The organism is Streptomyces xanthii (assembly GCF_014621695.1).
GTDB lineage: Bacteria > Actinomycetota > Actinomycetes > Streptomycetales > Streptomycetaceae > Streptomyces > Streptomyces xanthii.
This window is the reverse complement of the sequence record NZ_CP061281.1, coordinates 566,705-583,074: the sequence shown is the minus strand read 5'-3', so window position 1 is coordinate 583,074 and position 16,370 is coordinate 566,705. Positions and strand designations below refer to the sequence as shown.

17 protein-coding genes and 1 pseudogene are annotated in these 16,370 nt (G+C 72.4%); 9 read left to right on the top strand and 9 right to left on the bottom strand.

From position 1 onward, the window contains the following. Nucleotides 1-76: 76 nt before the first annotated feature. Both IAG42_RS37915 and IAG42_RS02790 read left to right on the top strand, forming a co-directional pair. Nucleotides 77-415: pseudogene (locus IAG42_RS37915) on the top strand (class I SAM-dependent methyltransferase); the annotation flags it as partial. Between the two features lie 516 nt (nucleotides 416-931). Beyond that, complete coding sequence (locus tag IAG42_RS02790) at nucleotides 932-2,854, top strand: NAD(P)-binding protein (RefSeq protein WP_223206348.1); 1,923 nt, start codon at nucleotides 932-934, stop codon at nucleotides 2,852-2,854. Between the two features lie 32 nt (nucleotides 2,855-2,886). On the opposite strand, the gene IAG42_RS02785 is transcribed toward IAG42_RS02790, so the two are convergent. Next, nucleotides 2,887-3,252 carry a hypothetical protein gene (locus IAG42_RS02785; RefSeq protein ID WP_188335404.1) on the bottom strand — a complete coding sequence of 122 codons (366 nt, stop codon included), beginning with the start codon at nucleotides 3,250-3,252 and terminating at the stop codon, nucleotides 2,887-2,889. Between the two features lie 37 nt (nucleotides 3,253-3,289). Then, the gene (locus IAG42_RS02780; RefSeq protein WP_188335403.1) at nucleotides 3,290-3,745 is read right to left on the bottom strand and encodes a MerR family transcriptional regulator; all 456 of its coding nucleotides are present in this window, start codon (nucleotides 3,743-3,745) and stop codon (nucleotides 3,290-3,292) included. A 27-nt stretch (nucleotides 3,746-3,772) separates the two neighbouring features. Between IAG42_RS02780 and IAG42_RS02775 the strand changes: the two genes are divergently transcribed. Then, entirely contained in the window at nucleotides 3,773-4,543 is a 771-nt protein-coding gene (locus IAG42_RS02775; RefSeq protein ID WP_188335402.1) for a methyltransferase domain-containing protein, read from the top strand. Nucleotides 4,544-4,684: 141 nt separating this feature from the next. Here IAG42_RS02775 and IAG42_RS02770 read toward each other — a convergent pair whose 3' ends face one another. Further along, entirely contained in the window at nucleotides 4,685-4,840 is a 156-nt protein-coding gene (locus IAG42_RS02770) for a hypothetical protein (protein ID WP_188335401.1), read from the bottom strand. Nucleotides 4,841-5,082: 242 nt separating this feature from the next. Here IAG42_RS02770 and fabV point away from each other — a divergent pair, with 242 nt between their 5' ends. After that, the gene (fabV, locus tag IAG42_RS02765) at nucleotides 5,083-6,294 is read left to right on the top strand and encodes an enoyl-[acyl-carrier-protein] reductase FabV (RefSeq protein WP_188335400.1); all 1,212 of its coding nucleotides are present in this window, start codon (nucleotides 5,083-5,085) and stop codon (nucleotides 6,292-6,294) included. Nucleotides 6,295-6,357: 63 nt separating this feature from the next. Next, complete coding sequence (locus tag IAG42_RS02760; protein ID WP_188335399.1) at nucleotides 6,358-7,122, top strand: hypothetical protein; 765 nt, start codon at nucleotides 6,358-6,360, stop codon at nucleotides 7,120-7,122. Between the two features lie 37 nt (nucleotides 7,123-7,159). On the opposite strand, the gene IAG42_RS02755 is transcribed toward IAG42_RS02760, so the two are convergent. Beyond that, complete coding sequence (locus IAG42_RS02755; protein ID WP_394811181.1) at nucleotides 7,160-7,651, bottom strand: excalibur calcium-binding domain-containing protein; 492 nt, start codon at nucleotides 7,649-7,651, stop codon at nucleotides 7,160-7,162. A gap of 165 nt (nucleotides 7,652-7,816) precedes the next feature. Between IAG42_RS02755 and IAG42_RS02750 the strand changes: the two genes are divergently transcribed. After that, nucleotides 7,817-8,215 carry a DUF6193 family natural product biosynthesis protein gene (locus tag IAG42_RS02750; protein ID WP_223205827.1) on the top strand — a complete coding sequence of 133 codons (399 nt, stop codon included), beginning with the start codon at nucleotides 7,817-7,819 and terminating at the stop codon, nucleotides 8,213-8,215. 308 nt (nucleotides 8,216-8,523) lie between these two features. Here the strand turns inward: IAG42_RS02750 and IAG42_RS02745 are convergent, their stop codons facing one another. After that, nucleotides 8,524-9,489, bottom strand: coding sequence for a pirin family protein (locus IAG42_RS02745; RefSeq protein WP_188335398.1), 966 nt, complete (start codon nucleotides 9,487-9,489; stop codon nucleotides 8,524-8,526). Between the two features lie 189 nt (nucleotides 9,490-9,678). Here IAG42_RS02745 and IAG42_RS02740 point away from each other — a divergent pair, with 189 nt between their 5' ends. From IAG42_RS02740 to IAG42_RS02730, 3 genes are read left to right on the top strand one after another with little or no spacing between them, the layout of a single operon-like run. Further along, complete coding sequence (locus IAG42_RS02740) at nucleotides 9,679-10,401, top strand: ABC transporter permease (protein ID WP_188335397.1); 723 nt, start codon at nucleotides 9,679-9,681, stop codon at nucleotides 10,399-10,401. 36 nt (nucleotides 10,402-10,437) lie between these two features. Continuing rightward, complete coding sequence (locus tag IAG42_RS02735; protein WP_188335396.1) at nucleotides 10,438-11,109, top strand: ABC transporter permease; 672 nt, start codon at nucleotides 10,438-10,440, stop codon at nucleotides 11,107-11,109. Further along, on the top strand, nucleotides 11,106-12,050 hold the full coding sequence (locus tag IAG42_RS02730) for an ABC transporter substrate-binding protein (protein ID WP_188335395.1): 945 nt from the start codon (nucleotides 11,106-11,108) through the stop codon (nucleotides 12,048-12,050). The genes IAG42_RS02735 and IAG42_RS02730 overlap by 4 nt, the downstream gene beginning before the upstream one ends. A gap of 79 nt (nucleotides 12,051-12,129) precedes the next feature. Here IAG42_RS02730 and IAG42_RS02725 read toward each other — a convergent pair whose 3' ends face one another. The 4 genes from IAG42_RS02725 to IAG42_RS02710 are packed head-to-tail and all read right to left on the bottom strand — an operon-like array spanning nucleotide 12,130 to nucleotide 16,208. Next, the gene (locus IAG42_RS02725) at nucleotides 12,130-13,293 is read right to left on the bottom strand and encodes an ABC transporter ATP-binding protein (protein WP_188335394.1); all 1,164 of its coding nucleotides are present in this window, start codon (nucleotides 13,291-13,293) and stop codon (nucleotides 12,130-12,132) included. 22 nt (nucleotides 13,294-13,315) lie between these two features. Continuing rightward, entirely contained in the window at nucleotides 13,316-13,963 is a 648-nt protein-coding gene (locus IAG42_RS02720) for a LutC/YkgG family protein (RefSeq protein ID WP_188335393.1), read from the bottom strand. Beyond that, a complete protein-coding gene (locus IAG42_RS02715) occupies nucleotides 13,960-15,438 on the bottom strand; it encodes a LutB/LldF family L-lactate oxidation iron-sulfur protein (RefSeq protein ID WP_188335392.1) in 1,479 nt (492 codons plus the stop codon). The genes IAG42_RS02720 and IAG42_RS02715 overlap by 4 nt, the downstream gene beginning before the upstream one ends. After that, entirely contained in the window at nucleotides 15,435-16,208 is a 774-nt protein-coding gene (locus IAG42_RS02710) for a (Fe-S)-binding protein (protein WP_188335391.1), read from the bottom strand. Before IAG42_RS02710 ends, IAG42_RS02715 begins: the two co-directional genes overlap by 4 nt. Between the last annotated feature and the right edge of the window lie 162 nt (nucleotides 16,209-16,370).

The following is a 16,370-nucleotide window of genomic DNA, read 5'->3' as shown; positions in this document are numbered from 1 at the left end:
ATGCGGGAGCGAATGTGCTGTCCAGGGTGCGGATGCAACCGTCCCAACCGCTTCGCGTCTGCATGGTGAGGTACTCATGGTCATGCGCACCTACGACGGCAGCAAGCGCGGGCGAGGTCGACCACCTTGCCGCCGTTCCGACGTACGTATCGCCCGCACTGTCGCCCGGGCCCTCGGGGACGCGCACGACGTTCTGAACGTCGGTGCCGGCACCGGCTCCTACGAGACCGACGCGCACACCGTCCCAGCGGTCGAGCCTTCCCTCGCCCTGAGAGCCCGGCGCCCGGCCGAACTCGCCACCGCGATCGACGCCGTCGCCGAGGACCTCCCCTTCGAGGACGGACAGTTCGACGCCTCCATGGCCCTTTTCATCGTTCACCAAGTGTCCGACGCGGTCGCGGGCCTGCGGGAGATGCGCCGGGTCACCAACGGCCCCGTCGTCGTCCCCACCGGCGACCCGGCGCGCGTGCGCGACTTCTGGCTCTACGACTACGCCCCCGACGTGCTCGACGCCGAAGCGCGGCGACACCCGCGCCTGGACACCCTGGCCGACGCGCTCGGCGGCACCGTCTCCGTGCAGCCCGTCCCCATCCCGCTGGACTGCGCCGACGGCTTCAACGCGGCGTACTACGGGCGCCCCGAGATGCTCCTCGACCCCGCCGCCCGGCAGGCCTGCTCCGCATGGAGCTTCATCGACGACGGCGCCCGCCAGGAGTTCGACATCCTCGTCCCACGCCCCGGAGCCGAGCGCGCGGCGCAGCGAGGTACACCGGCTCGCTCGTCCTGCTGCGCGCGACCTGAGCGACCGGGCGCGACACGAGGGCCGTCGGGCCGGAAGAGGGGCCTCCGGTGGACTTCGGCCCGGCGGGGCGAGCACCATGATCCAGTGTCGCTTCCCCACCAGTCCACACATCCGCCCCGGCCCGCGCACATGATCGTGTGCGGTGACGACGCGCTCGCCGAGCGGCTGGCCACCGAGCTGCGCCAGCTGTATCGCACGCAGGTCACCGTCGTCGTCCCCTCGGCCCGCACCACCCCGGAGCAGGACCCCGGAGGCGGCGCGGGCCGGATGCGGGCGGCCGCGCTGCTCAGCCGGCTCCAGGCGGCGATGAACCGGACCGCTCCGGCCCCGACGGACTCCCTGGCCGGGCAGGCGCCGCGGGTCCTGGAGGCGCCGGTCCTCGACGAGGACACGCTGACCGAGGCGGGAGCCGGGCGGGCGGACGCGCTCGCGCTGGTCCATGACGACGACGAGGTCAACATCCGCGCCGCGCTGGCCGCCCGACGGCTCAACCCGCGCCTGCGCCTGGTGATCCGGCTCTACGACCGCAAGCTCGGCCAGCACCTCGCCCAACTCCTCGACCAGGCCGCCGCTCTGGCACAGCCGGGGCTCGATCCGGACGCCCTCGACACCTCCACGACCGTCCTGTCCGACGCCGACACCGCCGCGCCCGCGCTCGCCGGAACCGTCGTCGCGGGCACCAGCAAGGTGATCCAGGCCGACGGGCTGCTGCTGCGTGCCGCCGAGCGCCGCCCGCCGGGCCGGGGCGAGAGTGCCGACCCGGGCATGTGCACGCTCGCCCTGCTGTCCTCCACCACCAACGACCCTGCGGGGACCGAGGGTTCTGACGCCTCGGGCCAGGACGGGCCCCTGCTCCTGCCCGACGACCGCACCGTCGCCGCGACCACCGGACGCGGCACCGTGGTCCTCGACGCCGTGACCCCCGCACCCCCGGGGCGAGCCCGGCGGAGCCTGTCCGGTCGCGGCCTGCCGATCGGCTCGCTCTTCTCACGCCGGCTGCGCTGGTCGCTCGCCGGGCTCGTCGCCTGCGTCCTCGGCCTGGCTCTGGCCACCTGGGCGACCACCGAACCCCACCCGCTGCGCGCCGGATACCTCACCCTGCTCGACCTGTTCGCCATCGACGACCCCGCGATCGGGGAACCCGTCACCCGGCAGGTCCTCCAACTCCTCACCGGGCTCGCCGGGTTGTTGCTGCTGCCCGTCCTGCTCGCCGCCGTCCTGGAAGCCCTCGGCACGTTCCGGACCGCCTCCGCCCTGCGCCGGCCGCCGCGCGGACTGTCCGGCCACGTCGTCCTGCTCGGCCTCGGCAAGATCGGCACCCGCGTCCTCGCCCGCCTCCACGAACTCGGCGTCCCCGTCGTCTGCGTGGAGGAGAACCCGGACGCCCGCGGCGTCCCCCTCGCCCGCCGCCTGCGCGTGCCCACCATCCTCGGTGACGTCACCGACGAGGGCGTCCTCGAAGCCGCCAAGATCCACCGGGCCCACGCCCTGCTCGCTCTCACCAGCCGCGACACGACCAACCTCGAAGCCGCCCTGTACGCCCGCTCGGTCAAACCCGACCTGCGGGTCTCCCTGCGCCTGTACGACGACGCCTTCGCCACCGCCGTCTACCGCACCCTGCGCGCCGCCCACCCCCGGGCCCTGACCCGCAGCCGCAGCGTCACCACGCTCGCCGCGCCCGCCTTCGCGGGCGCCATGATGGGCCGCCAGGTCCTGGGAGCCATCTCGGTCGAGCGCAAGGTGCTCCTCTTCGCCGCCCTCGACGTGGCCGGGCACCCCCAGTTGGAGGGGCGCACCGTCGCCGAGTCGTTCCGGCCCGGGGCCTGGCGGGTGCTGGCCATCGACTCCGCCGCCCCGGACGAACGCCGGCCCGACCTCGCCGCCTCGCCCGACGAGGAGAACCCCGCCCCCGCCACCGGTCTCATCTGGCGCCTGCACCCCGGCTACGTCCTGCGCCCCACCGACCGGGTCGTCCTGGCCGCCACCCGGCAGGGCCTGGCCGAACTGCAAGGGCCGCAGTCCCGTACGGAACCGGGGCGGACGACCGCCTGACCGGCGCGGAGCCCTGGCCCGGCAGGAGCGGCTCAGATGCCGTCCGTCAGCTCCTCCGCGTACACCTGCGACAGCGGCTGCGGGCCCACGTACCGCTGGCAGTTGCACTGCCCGGCCTCGAAGCGCAACGGCTTCTTGTTCTCGTCCCAGGCGGTCGGCACCTCGACCCGCTCGTGACAGCGGCCCTGCTTGTCGTGCTTGGCCAGGTGGTGGGTGCACCCGCAGATCGGCTCCGGCGGTTTGTGCGCGGCTTCCAGGGCGAGGCGTTCCTGCTGGGCCGCCTCCAAGAGCTCCAGCTTCCGTTCGTGTCTGCTGCGCAGCGCCGTACGGACCGTGTCGGCGAGCCAGGCGAACCCACCTGTCCAGAAGACGATCAGCACCCACCAGAACCAGTCCATGGCAATCCCCCTGAATGCGACGACCGGGCAAGAGCGGCTAGGGAAAGGATAGGCGGGGGCCCGCGCCGGCGCGCTCGGTCAGCACCTGCCGGAAGTGGGCGCACGCGGTGAAGTCCTCGTGGTCGCAGTCGAGGGCGCACTCGATGAGCGCGAGGGATGCCTGCGCGGCCGCGATGCGCGAGCGGAGCGCGTCGGCCTCCACGCGCAGCGTTTCCCTGCGCTCGGCGGGATCGGCACTCGCCGCGAGCGAGCGGATGGTGTCCAGGGAGAGGCCGGCCTCCTTGGCGCGGAGGATCACGGCTACGCGGACGAGGTCGCCGGTGCCGTAGCGGCGCCGTCCGGCCGGGTCGCGGGCGGGGGTGAGCAGGCCCGACGCCTCCCAGTGCCGCAGCACGTGCGGGGCCAGGCCGAAGCGTTCGGCGACGGAGCCGATGCTCAGCCACGCGCGTGCGGCGCCGGAGTCGTCGGGCGGCGCGGGATCGTTTGACTTCATGCCGACATTAAGTCGCAGCCTTGCTTCATGACCAAGGAAACCGCACAGACTCAGCAGCCCGCGCATGCCCTGATCGCACTCCTCGACGCCGCCGACCGACTGCCCGGCGCCCAGGAACTGCGCGCCCTGTCCTACGACTTGCTCGCCGCGACGCAGGGGAAGGCCGTGGTCGACGTGGGCTGCGGCGCCGGACGCGCCGTGTCCGAACTGACGGAACGCGGCGTGCGGGCCCTGGGGGTGGACCCGGACGAGAGCATGGTCGCCGTGGCGCGGGAGCGGTGGCCGGAGGCGGACCTCCGGATCGCGGACGCGTACGGGCTGCCGCTGGAGGACGCGTCCGTGGACGGCTACCGCGCCGACAAGGTGTTCCACGAACTGAGCTACCCCGCAAGGGCGTTGAGGGAAGCGCGCAGGGTGCTGGTGCCCGGCGGGCGGATCGTGCTCCTCGGCCAGGACTGGGACACGTTCGTCATCGACTCCGACGACGCGGACCTCACTCGTCGGCTCGTGCACGCCCGCGCCGATCTGACCGCCGGGCCGCGAGCCGCCCGCCGGTACCGCGGCCTGCTCCTGGACGCGGGCTTCGAGGACGTGACGGTAGAGGTGCGCACCGGTGTGTTCACGGGGCCGACGATGCTGCCGCTGCTCACCGGCCTGGCCGAGGGCGCCTGTTCGGCCGGTGCCGTCACGCGCGGGCAGGCGGACGCCTGGATCGCCGAGCAACGGGCCAGGGCCGAGGCCGACCGCCTCTTCCTGGCCCTGCCGATGTTCGTCGCGGCGGCGACCGCACCGCAGTGAGCGGCCGAGCTCACGGGGTCCGGCAGAGACATGGAAACCCTGCTCCACGACGCCGGTCTCCGCCCCGTGGTGCTCCGCAGCCACACCCGGGCCTTCAACGCCCGTGGCTGGTCAGGGCGGTTGCGCACAGGTGACATCGTCTCAGGGGCGGATGTCGCCCGTACGGCCGTGGTCGACGAACGGGATGTCGCGGACGCGGCCGAGACCGAGCTGCTCGCGCCCCACGACCCACCGGACCACGGCCCGTACGTGCCGACCAGACCCGAGGTGCTCGGCCGCGCCGAGCAAGTCGCTCACCTCGGAACCGCACTCCGCCGAGAACTGCGCTTCGAGGCCCTTCCCCCTGACCTGGTGCGCTCACGGATGATGGCCGACGGCCGCGCGCAGACAGTGCCAAACCCTCCAAGATCGGCCGGGCATCATTGTGCCGACCAAGATCACCACGCTCGTGCGCGCCACAACAGACTGGCGGGACGGGGTGGCCGGACCAGCCGACCGCCCCACACCCTGCCCGCCACGACACCCTGGGACAGCACATCATGAGCGAACGCGTCATCGAGCCCAAGAGCCGGGGATTCCTGTTCCTCGACTCCCACCCCGGCGGCTGCGCGGCGCTGGTGGACGAGATGTGGCACGCGGTCCCCGCGCCGGACCGCGCCGACGACGGTGACCGGCCGGTGGCCCTGATCATCGGCTCGTCCGCCGGATACGGCCTGGCGGCGACGATCGCGGGCCTGGCCCGTGCCGGAATCCGCGGGATCGGCGTCTGCTTCGAGAAGGCGCCGGGCCGCCGTACCGGTACGGCCGGCTGGTACCGCACCGCCGCCACCGCCCGCCTCGCCCGGCTCCACGGGCAGGACATGGTCTTCCTCAACGGCGACGCGTTCAGCGACACGATGAAGGAGCAGGTCGCCGACCTCCTCACCGAGCGGTTCGGGGGACGGCTCGACCACCTCGTCTACTCGGTGGCCGCGCCCCGCCGAACCGACCCGGACACCGGCCGGGTGCACGCCTCGGTCCTCAAGCCGGTCGGCGCGCCGCACACCACCAAGACCCTCGTCTTCGACGAGTCCGGCGCCCCGGAGGTCAAGGAGGTCACCACGGCGCCCGCCGAGGGCGACGACGTCGAGCAGACCGTGGCGGTGATGGGCGGCACCGACTGGGAACGCTGGATCACCTTCCTGGCCGACCGCTCCCTGCTCGCCGACGGCTTCACCACCGCCGCGCTCTCGTACATCGGCTCACCGCTCACCGCGGCGATCTACCGGCAGGGCACCATCGGCGCCGCGAAGTCCCATCTCGAAGCCACCGCACGCACCTTGGACGAGCGCCTCGCGAAGACGGTGGGCGGCCGCGCCGTGACCTCGGTCAACGCCGCCGCCGTCACCCAGTCGTCCACCGCCATCCCCGGCATCGCCCTGTACGTCGGCCTGCTGCGCGGCGTCCTCGGTGACGCTCTGGTGCCTCCGATCGGTCAACTCGTATCGCTGTGGGACCAGTTGACCGGCGCCAGCCCCCTCGCCCTCGACGACGAAGGCAGGGTCCGCCTGGACACCTGGGAACTGGACCCCGCCGTCCAGGACGCCGTGGCGGAACGCTGGAGCGCGGCGACCAGCGAGAGCGTCACCGCCCTCGCCGACCTCGACTGGTTCGGCGACGAAGTCCGCCGCCTCTACGGCTTCTCCGTCCCCGGCGTCGACTACACCGCCCCTGTCGAAGCCGACGTCCCGTGGCCCTCTCACACCGCCTGAACGGCCCGCGTGGTGAAGTGTGAGCCTCCGGCAACTCCGATACGGCAGGGAGCACTTCGCCCGATGAGCGCACAGCCCGTACAGCCCGTACATCTGGACAGTGGTGCCCCCAAGACCGCCCCGGCCCCGGACGCCCCGCCGTTCAAGCCTGCGCTCGTCAAGACGGTGTTCAGGGGAGTCACCTCGATGCATGTCTCCCGGGCGGCCGCGCGAGCCGCCGGGGCGGTGACGCGCACCGTGCTGACGGAGATCATCGACGGTGCACGGAGAGCGGCCGCGGAGGAGGCGCGGCCGAAACTGCTCCCCAGAGACCTCATCGCGGCGATCGACCGGAACGTCGAACTCGAGGTCGGGACCCAGTGGTACGTCCGCAGCCCGACGTTTCGAGGCCTGTTGGGTGTCCGGTACGACGCCGAGGGGGCCATCGTGCCCACTCCCCGGCGCAGTGCATCGCGCAGACCGAGTGCCGCGGCCGGCGCCCACAGGTTCGAGGCCGGCGTCAGGCGGCTGCTCCGAAGCCAGGGGGCGACGGCCGTCCCGGCGCTGGTCCGCGACCTCGACGGGATCGCGAGCGTGTTCCTTATGGACCTCGCCCGGGACGCGGCCATGGTCGTCCGCGAGGGCGGGGTGAAACGCTTCGGCGAGGTCATCCTGGTGATGCCGGGCCAGACGCCCCCACCGCCGTCCGTCCAGGGCCCCCACGACCCGCCCACGCGCAGCGGGGACCGGCGGACCGTCGGCGGCGAGGACGTCCTGTCCGCGACCGCGATGCAGCTGTTCGGCAACATCCGGGAGCGGGCCCTCGCCGCAGCACAAGAGGTGATCTGACGGCCGCAGCAGAGGCCGGAGGAGCGGCTGCGACGGATCAGGTGTCGCAGCCGATCCCGTCGCCGTCGCGGTCGAGGTGACTCGCGTACCCGGGCTCACCGCGATGGACCGGAGCCGCTCCGGCGGCACGGGCCTCGCTGCAGTTGGCGTAGTAGACGCTGCCGCCGCCGCTGCCACCGTCGGAGGAGTCGTCGCCGGCCGCGGCGCCCCCACCCTGCGCCGCGGCGGTGACGGTGGCCCGCACGGTGGTGGTCGCCTTCACGGTCCTGGTGACGGTCGGCGCCGGTTCGGCGCTGGAGGTGGCGGCCTCCGTGACGGTGACCGTGGGCCTGGGGCTCGAACCGGGGCCGGCCGCCGCCGGCTTGGCGTCGGCCTGCGTCGTGGTGTCACCGGCGCTGGTGATGACTCCACCGAGGAGGAAGGCGACCCCGAGGGCGGGAAGCACGAACCGCTTCCTAGCCCACTTGGGCGCGGGACGGAACCCGCCTGCGGGTGGTACCGGTTGGCCAGGCATGTACGGATGAGTCAAGGCGTCCCCCTTGGAGATGGAGGGGCGAGGCTATTCCGCACGCACTGATCGTGGAGAAAGTATGGAGAAGAAGTGACTGACTCGTGATGTGTCCTGAAACGTGCAGCAGCCGACTCCCATGATGGCGACCGGCTGCCGGAACGGTGGCGCGGCGAGAATGCGGCCATGACGACGGACGCTTCAGGCGCAGGCAAGGTGGAAGCGGCATGGCAGGATCTGCTCGACTCCGACCGGGTGAGCGCTGAACTGGTTGTGGCGGCGTACGCCGAGCCTCGGCTGCGGCAGCTCTTCCCCTGGGTGGGGATGTGGGAGCTGCACTTCAGCCGCTGCACCGAGCAGCGTTGGACATGGGACGTGCCCTACATCGGCCCGACAGCAGCCGGACCGGGCCACGCCGGGCCGTACTACGTCGAGGGACCTTCTCGGACCCAGAAGATCGGCAGAGCTGACACGGCGCAGGAGGCGATCGCGATGGTCGTGGAGCGGCTGCCCTCCAACTGCGGCCCCGCATTCCACGGAACGCCCGAAGAGCTGGCCGTGTATGAAAGTGGAGGAAACCTGTGATCGACCGGAGTTGCCGACTGCGGGGGCGGTTCTGGAGGCCCCGGCCGACCAGTGATCGGCAGCCGGGCAGCTGATCCTGCGGGATTCCCGGACCGCCTCAGGCGCGGGTCGCTCAGCGCAGCGGAACGCGGCGGGTGGCCCACGGAAACTTCCGCGGGCCACCTCCAGGCAGAATCGGGCCGCGGAGGCCAGGTGGTCCGGAGTCCGTGCAGGAGCTCCCACCGTGACCGCTACGGAAGATCTGCGACGCCAACGCGATCTGGCCGACGCAGAGCCCGACGCAGAGCCCGACGCAGAGAACTAGCTGGTCAACGTACTCGCCCTCGGGCTTTGAGCGGCACGGAAGGCAGCTCCGGCGCATCCAGCCGATCCCCGTCGTACCCCTTCACCTCCCCGAACCGGGAGCCCGTCATCCAGTCCTCCCGCGCCTGGGTGATGTCGTCCTGGGAGCGGCCGATGAAGTTCCACCACATGACGAGCTCCTCCTCGAACGGTTCGCCGCCCAGGAGCATCAGGCCCGTGTCCGAGCCCGCCCGTACCGGGAGTTCTGTGCGGCCGCAGCCGAGGTAGAGCATCGAGCCGGGGAGGACCGGGACGTCGTCCACGTGGGACTCGCCGGACATGGCCAGGACCGCGTACTCGAAGTCGGGGTTCAGGGGGACGCGGACGTCTGCGCCCGCGGTGAGGGTCAGGTCCGCGCCCACGATGGGCGTGTACGTCGAGCCCGGTGACGTCGCGCCGTCGAGCGAGCCCAGGATCACCGTTGCGGTCAGACCCGGGGCCGTCACCGTCGGCAGGTCCGCGTGGTGCTGGAAGTGCGGCTCGACGTGGCGGTGCGTGTCGGGGAGCGCGACCCACAGCTGGGCGCCGTGCAGATAGCGCGCGTGGGTCTTCGGGCTCTCCTCCGAGTGCGAGATGGCGCGGCCCGACGTCATCAGGCCCAGCTCGCGCGGGCGGATCGTTTGCAGGCTGCCGGTGGAGTCGCGGTGCAGCACCTCGCCCTCGTGCAGCCAGCTCACCGTCTGCAGGCCCATGTGGGGGTGGGGCGGCACCTGCATTCCGGGCTCGTCCGCGATGTCGTCGGGGCCGTAGTGGTCGACGAAGGCCCAGGCGCCCACCATGCGGCGGCCCAGGTTCGGCAGCAGGCGCCGGACCTCGGTGGACTCGCCGAGCTTCACGCGGCGCGGGCTGAGAAGCTCGCGCACCGGTTCCGCCACGACGAAACCCCGTCCGCCGCACACGGAGGGAACCGCCTCACGATCAAGATTGCTCATGTCGGACAACCTAGGGCCTGTGCGGCTCTCCGTCAGTCCCGCGGCCCGAAGTCGCCCCGACGGGCGGCGCGCGCACCGGCGCGTCCGCCGCCCGTACGGGTCACCCGGCGCGCCATCCGCACCACCAGCCACTGGAATGGACGAGTGCCCCATGTGACCGCGGCGAACCAGATGACCCCGGGGAATCAGATGCCCCCGGCGCATCAGGCGACCCTGGCGACGCCGGCGGTGGACGCCGCGCCGCCGGACGACTGTCTCGCCCGCAACGACTGGATCTGCGGCGCCTACCTCGACACGCGCCGGCACATCCTCGTCGACGCCGTCGTGCAGCACCTGCAGATCACCGCGATCGCCGTCGCGATCGCCCTCGTCATCGCGGTGCCGCTGGCCGTCGTCGCCCGCCGCTGGGGCTGGGCCGCCGGACCCGTGCTCGCGCTCACGACCGTGCTCTACACGATCCCCTCGCTCGCCATGTTCTCGCTGCTCCTGCCCGCGTACGGGCTGTCCGCCACGCTCGTCGTCGCCGGCCTCGTCCTGTACTCGCTGACGCTGCTCGTCCGCAACATCCTCGCCGGACTCCGCGCCGTCCCCGAGGAGACCCGGCAGGCCGCCCGGGGCATGGGCTACGGGCCGATCCGGCTGCTGCTCACCGTCGAACTGCCGCTCGCGCTGCCCGCCGCGATGGCCGGGCTGCGCATCGCCACCGTGTCCGCGGTCTCGCTCGTCACCGTCGGGGCGATCGTCGGCTACGGGGGACTGGGGAACCTCATCTACTCCGGCATGAACACGTACTTCAAGGCGCAGGTGCTCACCGCCTCCGCGCTGTGCGTCGTGATCGCCGTCGTCGCCGACGTGCTGCTTCTCGGCGTCGGCCGCCTCCTGACCCCCTGGACGAGAGCGAGCCGTTCATGACGACAGGGAGCCCCGCGTGACCACAGGGAGGCCGTCGTGAAGACCATCGCCGACGCCTGGGACTGGCTCGCCGACGCCTCGCACTGGGCCGGCGACGACGGTATCTGGCACCGGCTCGCCCAGCACCTCGTCCTGACCGTCGTGTGCCTGGTGGTCAGCTGCCTCATCGCCCTCCCGATCGCCCTCGTGCTCGGCCACCTCGGCAAGGGCGGCGCGCTCGCCGTGAACATCTCCAACGTGGGGCGGGCCGTACCGACCTTCGCCGTCCTCGTCCTGCTCCTGCTCACCCCGCTCGGCCAGTACGGCGAGGGGCCGACCGTCGTCGCACTGGTGCTGTTCGCCGTGCCGCCCCTGCTCACCAACGCCTACGTCGGCATGCGCGGCGTCGACCGAGGCGTCGTCCAGGCCGCCCGCGGCATGGGGATGACGGGGAAGCAGATGCTGCTGCGCGTCGAGGCGCCGCTCGCCCTCCCGATGATCATGAACGGGGTGCGGATCGCCGCCGTGCAGCTCGTCGCCACCGCCACCATCGCCGCCCTCGCCGGCGGCGGCGGACTCGGCCGCATCATCACCGCCGGGTTCAACCTCGCGAGCACCCCGCAGGTCGTCGCGGGAGCCTTCCTCGTCGCGGTCTTCGCCCTCCTCGTGGAGGGGCTCTTCGAGATCGCGGAACGGTTCGCACCGTCCTGGGCGCGGGGGAGCGGATGACCAGGAGAACCCTCGCCGTGCTCGCGGCGCTGACCGCACTGCTCGCCGGCGGCTGCTCCGGCGGCCCCGCCCTCGAGGACCAGGGCGCCGTCACCGCGCCGCCCGGCGACAGCAAGCACCTCGTCATCGGCTCCGCCGGCTTCACCGAGAGCGACCTGCTCGCCAACATGTACGCGCTCCTGCTCGACGACGCCGGATACGGCACCCGCATCCTGTCCGTCGCCAACCGGGAGCTGTACGAACCCGCCCTGGAGGCGGGGCAGATCGACGTCGTCCCCGAGTACGCCGCCACGTTCGCCGACTGGCTCAACGCCAAGGCCAACGGGGCCGACGCCGCACCGGCCGGATCGCCCGACCTCGACGCCACCATGTCCGCCCTGCGCTCGCTCGCCGGGCCGCGCGGTCTCGTCGTCCTCGATCCCGGCAAGGCCGTCGACCAGAACGCCTTCGCCGTGACCTCCGCGTACGCCCGCACCCACGGCCTGCGCACCCTCAGCGACCTCGGCGGATCCGGCCAGAAGGTGCGGCTCGCCGCCGGGGACGAGTGCGTCCAGCGGCCGTACTGCGCGCCGGGGCTCAAGAAGGTCTACGGGATCGACGTCACCGGCGTCGACCCGAAGGGCGTCGGCACCACGCAGTCCAAGAAGGCCGTGCAGAACGGGCAGGACCAGATGGTGCTGACCACGACGACCGACGCCACGCTCGGAGAGTTCGGCCTCGTCCTGCTCGCCGACGACAAGAACCTCCAGAACGCCGACTACATCGTGCCGGTCGTCAACCGCTCCCGCGCGGGCAGCACCAAGGTCGCCCAGGCGCTCGGCAAGCTCAACTCCGTGCTCACCACCAAGGACCTGGCGTCCCTGAACGAGCAGGTCGACAGCTGGCGCCGGCTCCCCGAGGACGTGGCCCGCACGTATCTGGAGGACAAGGGGCTGCTCTAGGCCCCACACCGACCGCTCACCCTCAAGGTGAACTTTAGGGTGAGACTTCAGGGTTGTGCCGGCTGCCGCGCAGGCCGTCTCACGCGTCCGCGACCGAGTCGAAGTCGACCTCGTCGCGCCCCACGCCCAGCGCGTCCGCGTCCACCGACCGCCGCAGCGCCTCGTGCAGCTTCGCAGGTGTCAGCACACCGAGGAAGCGGGAGCCGTCGAGGACCGCGACCCAGCCCGCGTCGTGCTGCAGCATCACACCGAACGCCTGCTTGAGCGGCGCCCCGACCGGAACCCACGCGTTCATGCGGTGCGCCAGCTCGCCCACCCTGCCGCCCGCGCCCGCCAGGGCCACCTCGTCGACGCCGACCCAGCCGTGCAGATCGCCCTGCCCGTCCAGGACCACGGCCCAGCGCGCGCCCTCCTGCCGCAGCCGGGCGGCGGCCTGCGCCGCCGACTCGTCGATCCCGACCACCGCGGGCTGCTCCAGATCGGCCGCCTCGACCGCGGTCACGGACAGCCGCTTCAGCCCCCGGTCCGCGCCGACGAACTCGGCGACGTACGGCGTCGCGGGTTTCCCGAGCACCGCACCCGGCGTGTCGAACTGTTCGATGCGCCCCTGCCCGTACACCGCGATCCGGTCGCCGAGCCGCACGGCCTCCTCGATGTCGTGCGTGACGAGCAGCACCGTCTTGCGCACCGCCGCCTGCATCCGCAGGAACTCGTCCTGCAACTGCTCGCGCACCACCGGGTCCACAGCGCCGAACGGCTCGTCCATCAGCAGCACCGGCGGATCGGCGGCCAGTGCCCGCGCCACCCCGACCCGCTGCCGCTGGCCGCCCGACAACTGCTCCGGGTACCGGCCGCCGTACGTCTTCGGGTCCAGGCCCACCAGATCGAGCAGCTCGGCGGCGCGGGCCCGGGCCTTCGGCTTCTTCCAGCCGATCAGGGCCGGGACGGTCGCCGTGTTGTCGAGGATCGTGCGGTGCGGAAACAGGCCGACCTGCTGGATGACGTACCCGATGCGGCGGCGCAGCCGTACCGGGTCGATCGTCGCGATGTCCTCGCCGTCGACGAAGATGCGGCCGGACGTGGGCTCGATGAGCCGGTTGACCATCATCATCGTGGTCGTCTTGCCGCAGCCGGACGGGCCCACGAGCGTGACCAGTTCGCCCTCGGCGACCTCGAAGGAGAGGTCGTCCACCGCCGTCGTGCCGTCCGCGTACCGCTTGGTGACCTGATCGAACCGGATCATGGACTCACGCTAACCGGGACCCTCACTCCCCGCTCACCAGCACCACCTCCAGGGTGCGCGGACCGTGCACCCCCTCGACCCGGTCGAGCTCGATGTCGCTGGTCGCGGACGGGCCCGAGATCCACGTCAGCGGGCGCGCCGGATCGAGCCGTTCCAGTGCCCGCGGCACCGAGGACACGACCTGGTCGGGGACGCGGACCACGCAGATGTGGTGGTCGGGGATCAGGGTGATACGGCGCCGTCCCTGGTCGGGGGAGCCGTCCAGGACGATCGTGCCGGTCTCGGCGATCGCGACCGCGCACCCCGTCACGACGCTCTCCACGCGGTCCAGCTCCGCCGGGGTGCTGACGGCCCGGTCGTGGACGCGCGGCGGGTCGGCCGCCGACATCCACTCCGGCGGGAGCCCCGGCGGGACCAGCACCGACTCCGGACCCCGCTCGGCCAGCAGCCGCATGATCAGGAGGGGCAGCTCCGCGGCGCCACAGCGGTGCACGACCGCGCGGTAGTCCGCCAGGTTCTCGGCCAGCAGCTCCACCGTCTCCTCGACGCTCCGCCCGCCGTGCTCGCGCAGATAGCTCCGGTCGATCGCGTCGCCGTACGAGGACGGCGGCCCGGCCGGGCCGCCGAGCGCCCGCCGCACCCGGCCCAGGATCACGTCCCTGCTGCTCACTTGCCGGCCTCCTTGCCACCGTCTGTCCGCTGCCACCAGTCGCGGAAGGACTCCGCGGGCACCTGCGGGAGATCCCGGGTGTCCGTCCATGCCCGACCCGGACCCGGCACCGTCCGCGGATGGAAGCGGCGGGTGCGGGCGGCCAGGCGCTGGCCGGCCGCGAGCGCCGCCGGATGGGTGAACGCCCAGCGGGCGGCGCGCATCGCGGCGCGCTCGGCGGCGTGCCCCCTGGCCGGTTTGAGGGTGACCTTCGTGCCGCGCCGGGTCACCGGCCCGCCCTCCACCACCCGCTCCCGCAGATGGACGAGGACCTCGGGGATGTCGATGGCGACCGGGCACACCTCGTAGCAGGCGCCGCACAGCGAGGACGCGTACGGCAGGGAGGCGTCGATCTCGCTCTGCGTGCCGCGCAGTTGGGGGCTCAGGATCGCGCCGATCGGCCCCGGGTACACGGAGCCGTACGCGTGCCCGCCCGCCCGCTCGTAGACCGGGCACACGTTCAGGCACGCCGAGCAGCGGATGCAGCGCAGCGCCTGGCGGCCGACCTCGTCGGCGAGGGTGTCGGTGCGACCGTTGTCGAGCAGCACGAGGTGGAAGGTCCGCGGGCCGTCGGATTCGGTGGTGCCGGTCCACGTCGACGTGTACGGGTTCATGCGCTCGGCCGTCGAGGAGCGCGGCAGGGTCTGCAGGAAGACTTCCAGGTCCTGCCAGGTCGGCACGATCTTCTCGATGCCGACCACCGAGATCAGCGTCTCGGGCAGGGTCAGGCACATCCGGCCGTTGCCCTCGGACTCGACGACCACGAGGGTGCCGGTCTCGGCGACCATGAAGTTCGCGCCGGAGACGCCCACCTTGGCGCGCAGGAACTTCTCGCGCAGGTGCAGCCGGGCCGCCTCGGCCAGCTCGGCCGGGGTGTCGGTGAGCCCCTCGGGGGCCGGGCGGCCCCAACTCCCCATCTCCTCACGGAAGATGTCCCGGATCTCGCCGCGGTTGCGGTGGATCGCGGGCACCAGGATGTGGGACGGGCGGTCGTCGCCGAGCTGCACGATCAGCTCCGCGAGGTCCGTCTCGTAGGCGCGGACACCCTCGGCCTCCAGCGCCTCGTTGAGCCCGATCTCCTGTGTCGCCATCGACTTGACCTTGACGACCTCCCGCTCGCCGGTCGCGAGGACGAGCCGGGTCACGATCCGGTTCGCCTCGTCGGCGTCGGCGGCCCAGTGGACGGTGCCGCCGGCCGCCGTCACCGACTCCTCCAACTGGACCAGATAGTGCTCCAGGTGGCGCAGCGTGTGGTCCTTGATCTGCTTGCCGGCCTCGCGCAGCCGCGCCCAGTCGTCCAGTTCGGCGACCGCGCGGGCGCGCTTGTCGCGGATCGTGTGGGTCGCGTGCCGCAGATTGGCGCGCAGCGTCGTGTTCCGTACGGCGTCGTGCGCGGCCTCCGGGAAGGCGGGCATGCCGAGATACGTGCCGCTCATACCAGGGGCTCCTCTTCCGTGCTCGCCAGGATCTCCGCGATGTGCACCGGCCGCATGCCGACCTGGAGGCGCGACATCGTGCCGCCGATGTGCATCAGGCAGGAGTTGTCGGCCGCGCACAGCACCTCGGCGCCCGTCGCCGCCGCGTTGCGCACCTTGTCCGCGCCCATGGCCGCGGAGACATCGGAGTTCTTCACGGCGAAGGTGCCGCCGAAGCCGCAGCACTCCTGCGCCCCCGGAAGCTCCCGCAGCTCAAGGCCCTTCACCGCCGCGAGCAGCCGGGTCGGGCGGTCGCCGAGGCCGAGCGAGCGCAGGCCGTGACAGGTGGGGTGGTAGGTGACGGTGTGGGGGTAGAAGGCCCCGACGTCCGTCACTCCCAACACGTCCACGAGGAACTCGGTGAGTTCGTACGTCTTCGGGATCACCGGCGCGAGTGCGGTCGCCAGCCGGTCGCCGCGGCCCTCCGCGCGGGCCCGCTCGCCCATGCGCGGGTACAGCTCCCGCACCATCGCGGCGCACGAACCCGACGGCGTGATGATTGCGTCGTAATCACCCGAGGCGACTCCGGGGCCGAAGACATCGGAGTAATGCCGGGCGAGCGGTTCGGCCTCGTGGCGGTAGCCGGTGTTGTAGTGGGGCTGCCCGCAGCAGGTCTGCGCGGCCGGGAAGTCCACCTCGACGCCCAGTCTGGTCAGCAGTTTCACCACGGCACGGCCGGTGTCCGGATAGAGCGTGTCGTTGACACAGGTCAGGAAGAGTGCGACACGCATCGTGGCCCCTTCGTCGGGTCGCTCGGGTCGATCATCGGATGGGTGCAGCGTACGTCGTCGTGGCCCGTCGGTCACGGGGTGTGCGCGGGCGGGCGCACACGGCTGACGGTCCGTCACGGGCCGGGGTCCCGTCCGGCCGGGTCCCGCCCGCTCCGGGCGCGA

Bases quoted from the DNA above. Each gene is read 5' to 3' on its own strand.
- IAG42_RS02790 (WP_223206348.1), top strand. From the start codon at position 932: ATGATCGTGTGCGGTGACGACGCGCTCGCCGAGCGGCTGGCCACCGAG.
- IAG42_RS02785 (WP_188335404.1), bottom strand. From the start codon at position 3,252: ATGGACTGGTTCTGGTGGGTGCTGATCGTCTTCTGGACAGGTGGGTTC.
- IAG42_RS02780 (WP_188335403.1), bottom strand. From the start codon at position 3,745: ATGAAGTCAAACGATCCCGCGCCGCCCGACGACTCCGGCGCCGCACGC.
- IAG42_RS02775 (WP_188335402.1), top strand. From the start codon at position 3,773: ATGACCAAGGAAACCGCACAGACTCAGCAGCCCGCGCATGCCCTGATC.
- fabV (WP_188335400.1), top strand. From the start codon at position 5,083: ATGAGCGAACGCGTCATCGAGCCCAAGAGCCGGGGATTCCTGTTCCTC.
- IAG42_RS02760 (WP_188335399.1), top strand. From the start codon at position 6,358: ATGAGCGCACAGCCCGTACAGCCCGTACATCTGGACAGTGGTGCCCCC.
- IAG42_RS02750 (WP_223205827.1), top strand. From the start codon at position 7,817: ATGACGACGGACGCTTCAGGCGCAGGCAAGGTGGAAGCGGCATGGCAG.
- IAG42_RS02745 (WP_188335398.1), bottom strand. From the start codon at position 9,489: ATGAGCAATCTTGATCGTGAGGCGGTTCCCTCCGTGTGCGGCGGACGG.
- IAG42_RS02740 (WP_188335397.1), top strand. From the start codon at position 9,679: ATGCCCCCGGCGCATCAGGCGACCCTGGCGACGCCGGCGGTGGACGCC.
- IAG42_RS02730 (WP_188335395.1), top strand. From the start codon at position 11,106: ATGACCAGGAGAACCCTCGCCGTGCTCGCGGCGCTGACCGCACTGCTC.
- IAG42_RS02725 (WP_188335394.1), bottom strand. From the start codon at position 13,293: ATGATCCGGTTCGATCAGGTCACCAAGCGGTACGCGGACGGCACGACG.
- IAG42_RS02715 (WP_188335392.1), bottom strand. From the start codon at position 15,438: ATGAGCGGCACGTATCTCGGCATGCCCGCCTTCCCGGAGGCCGCGCAC.
- IAG42_RS02710 (WP_188335391.1), bottom strand. From the start codon at position 16,208: ATGCGTGTCGCACTCTTCCTGACCTGTGTCAACGACACGCTCTATCCG.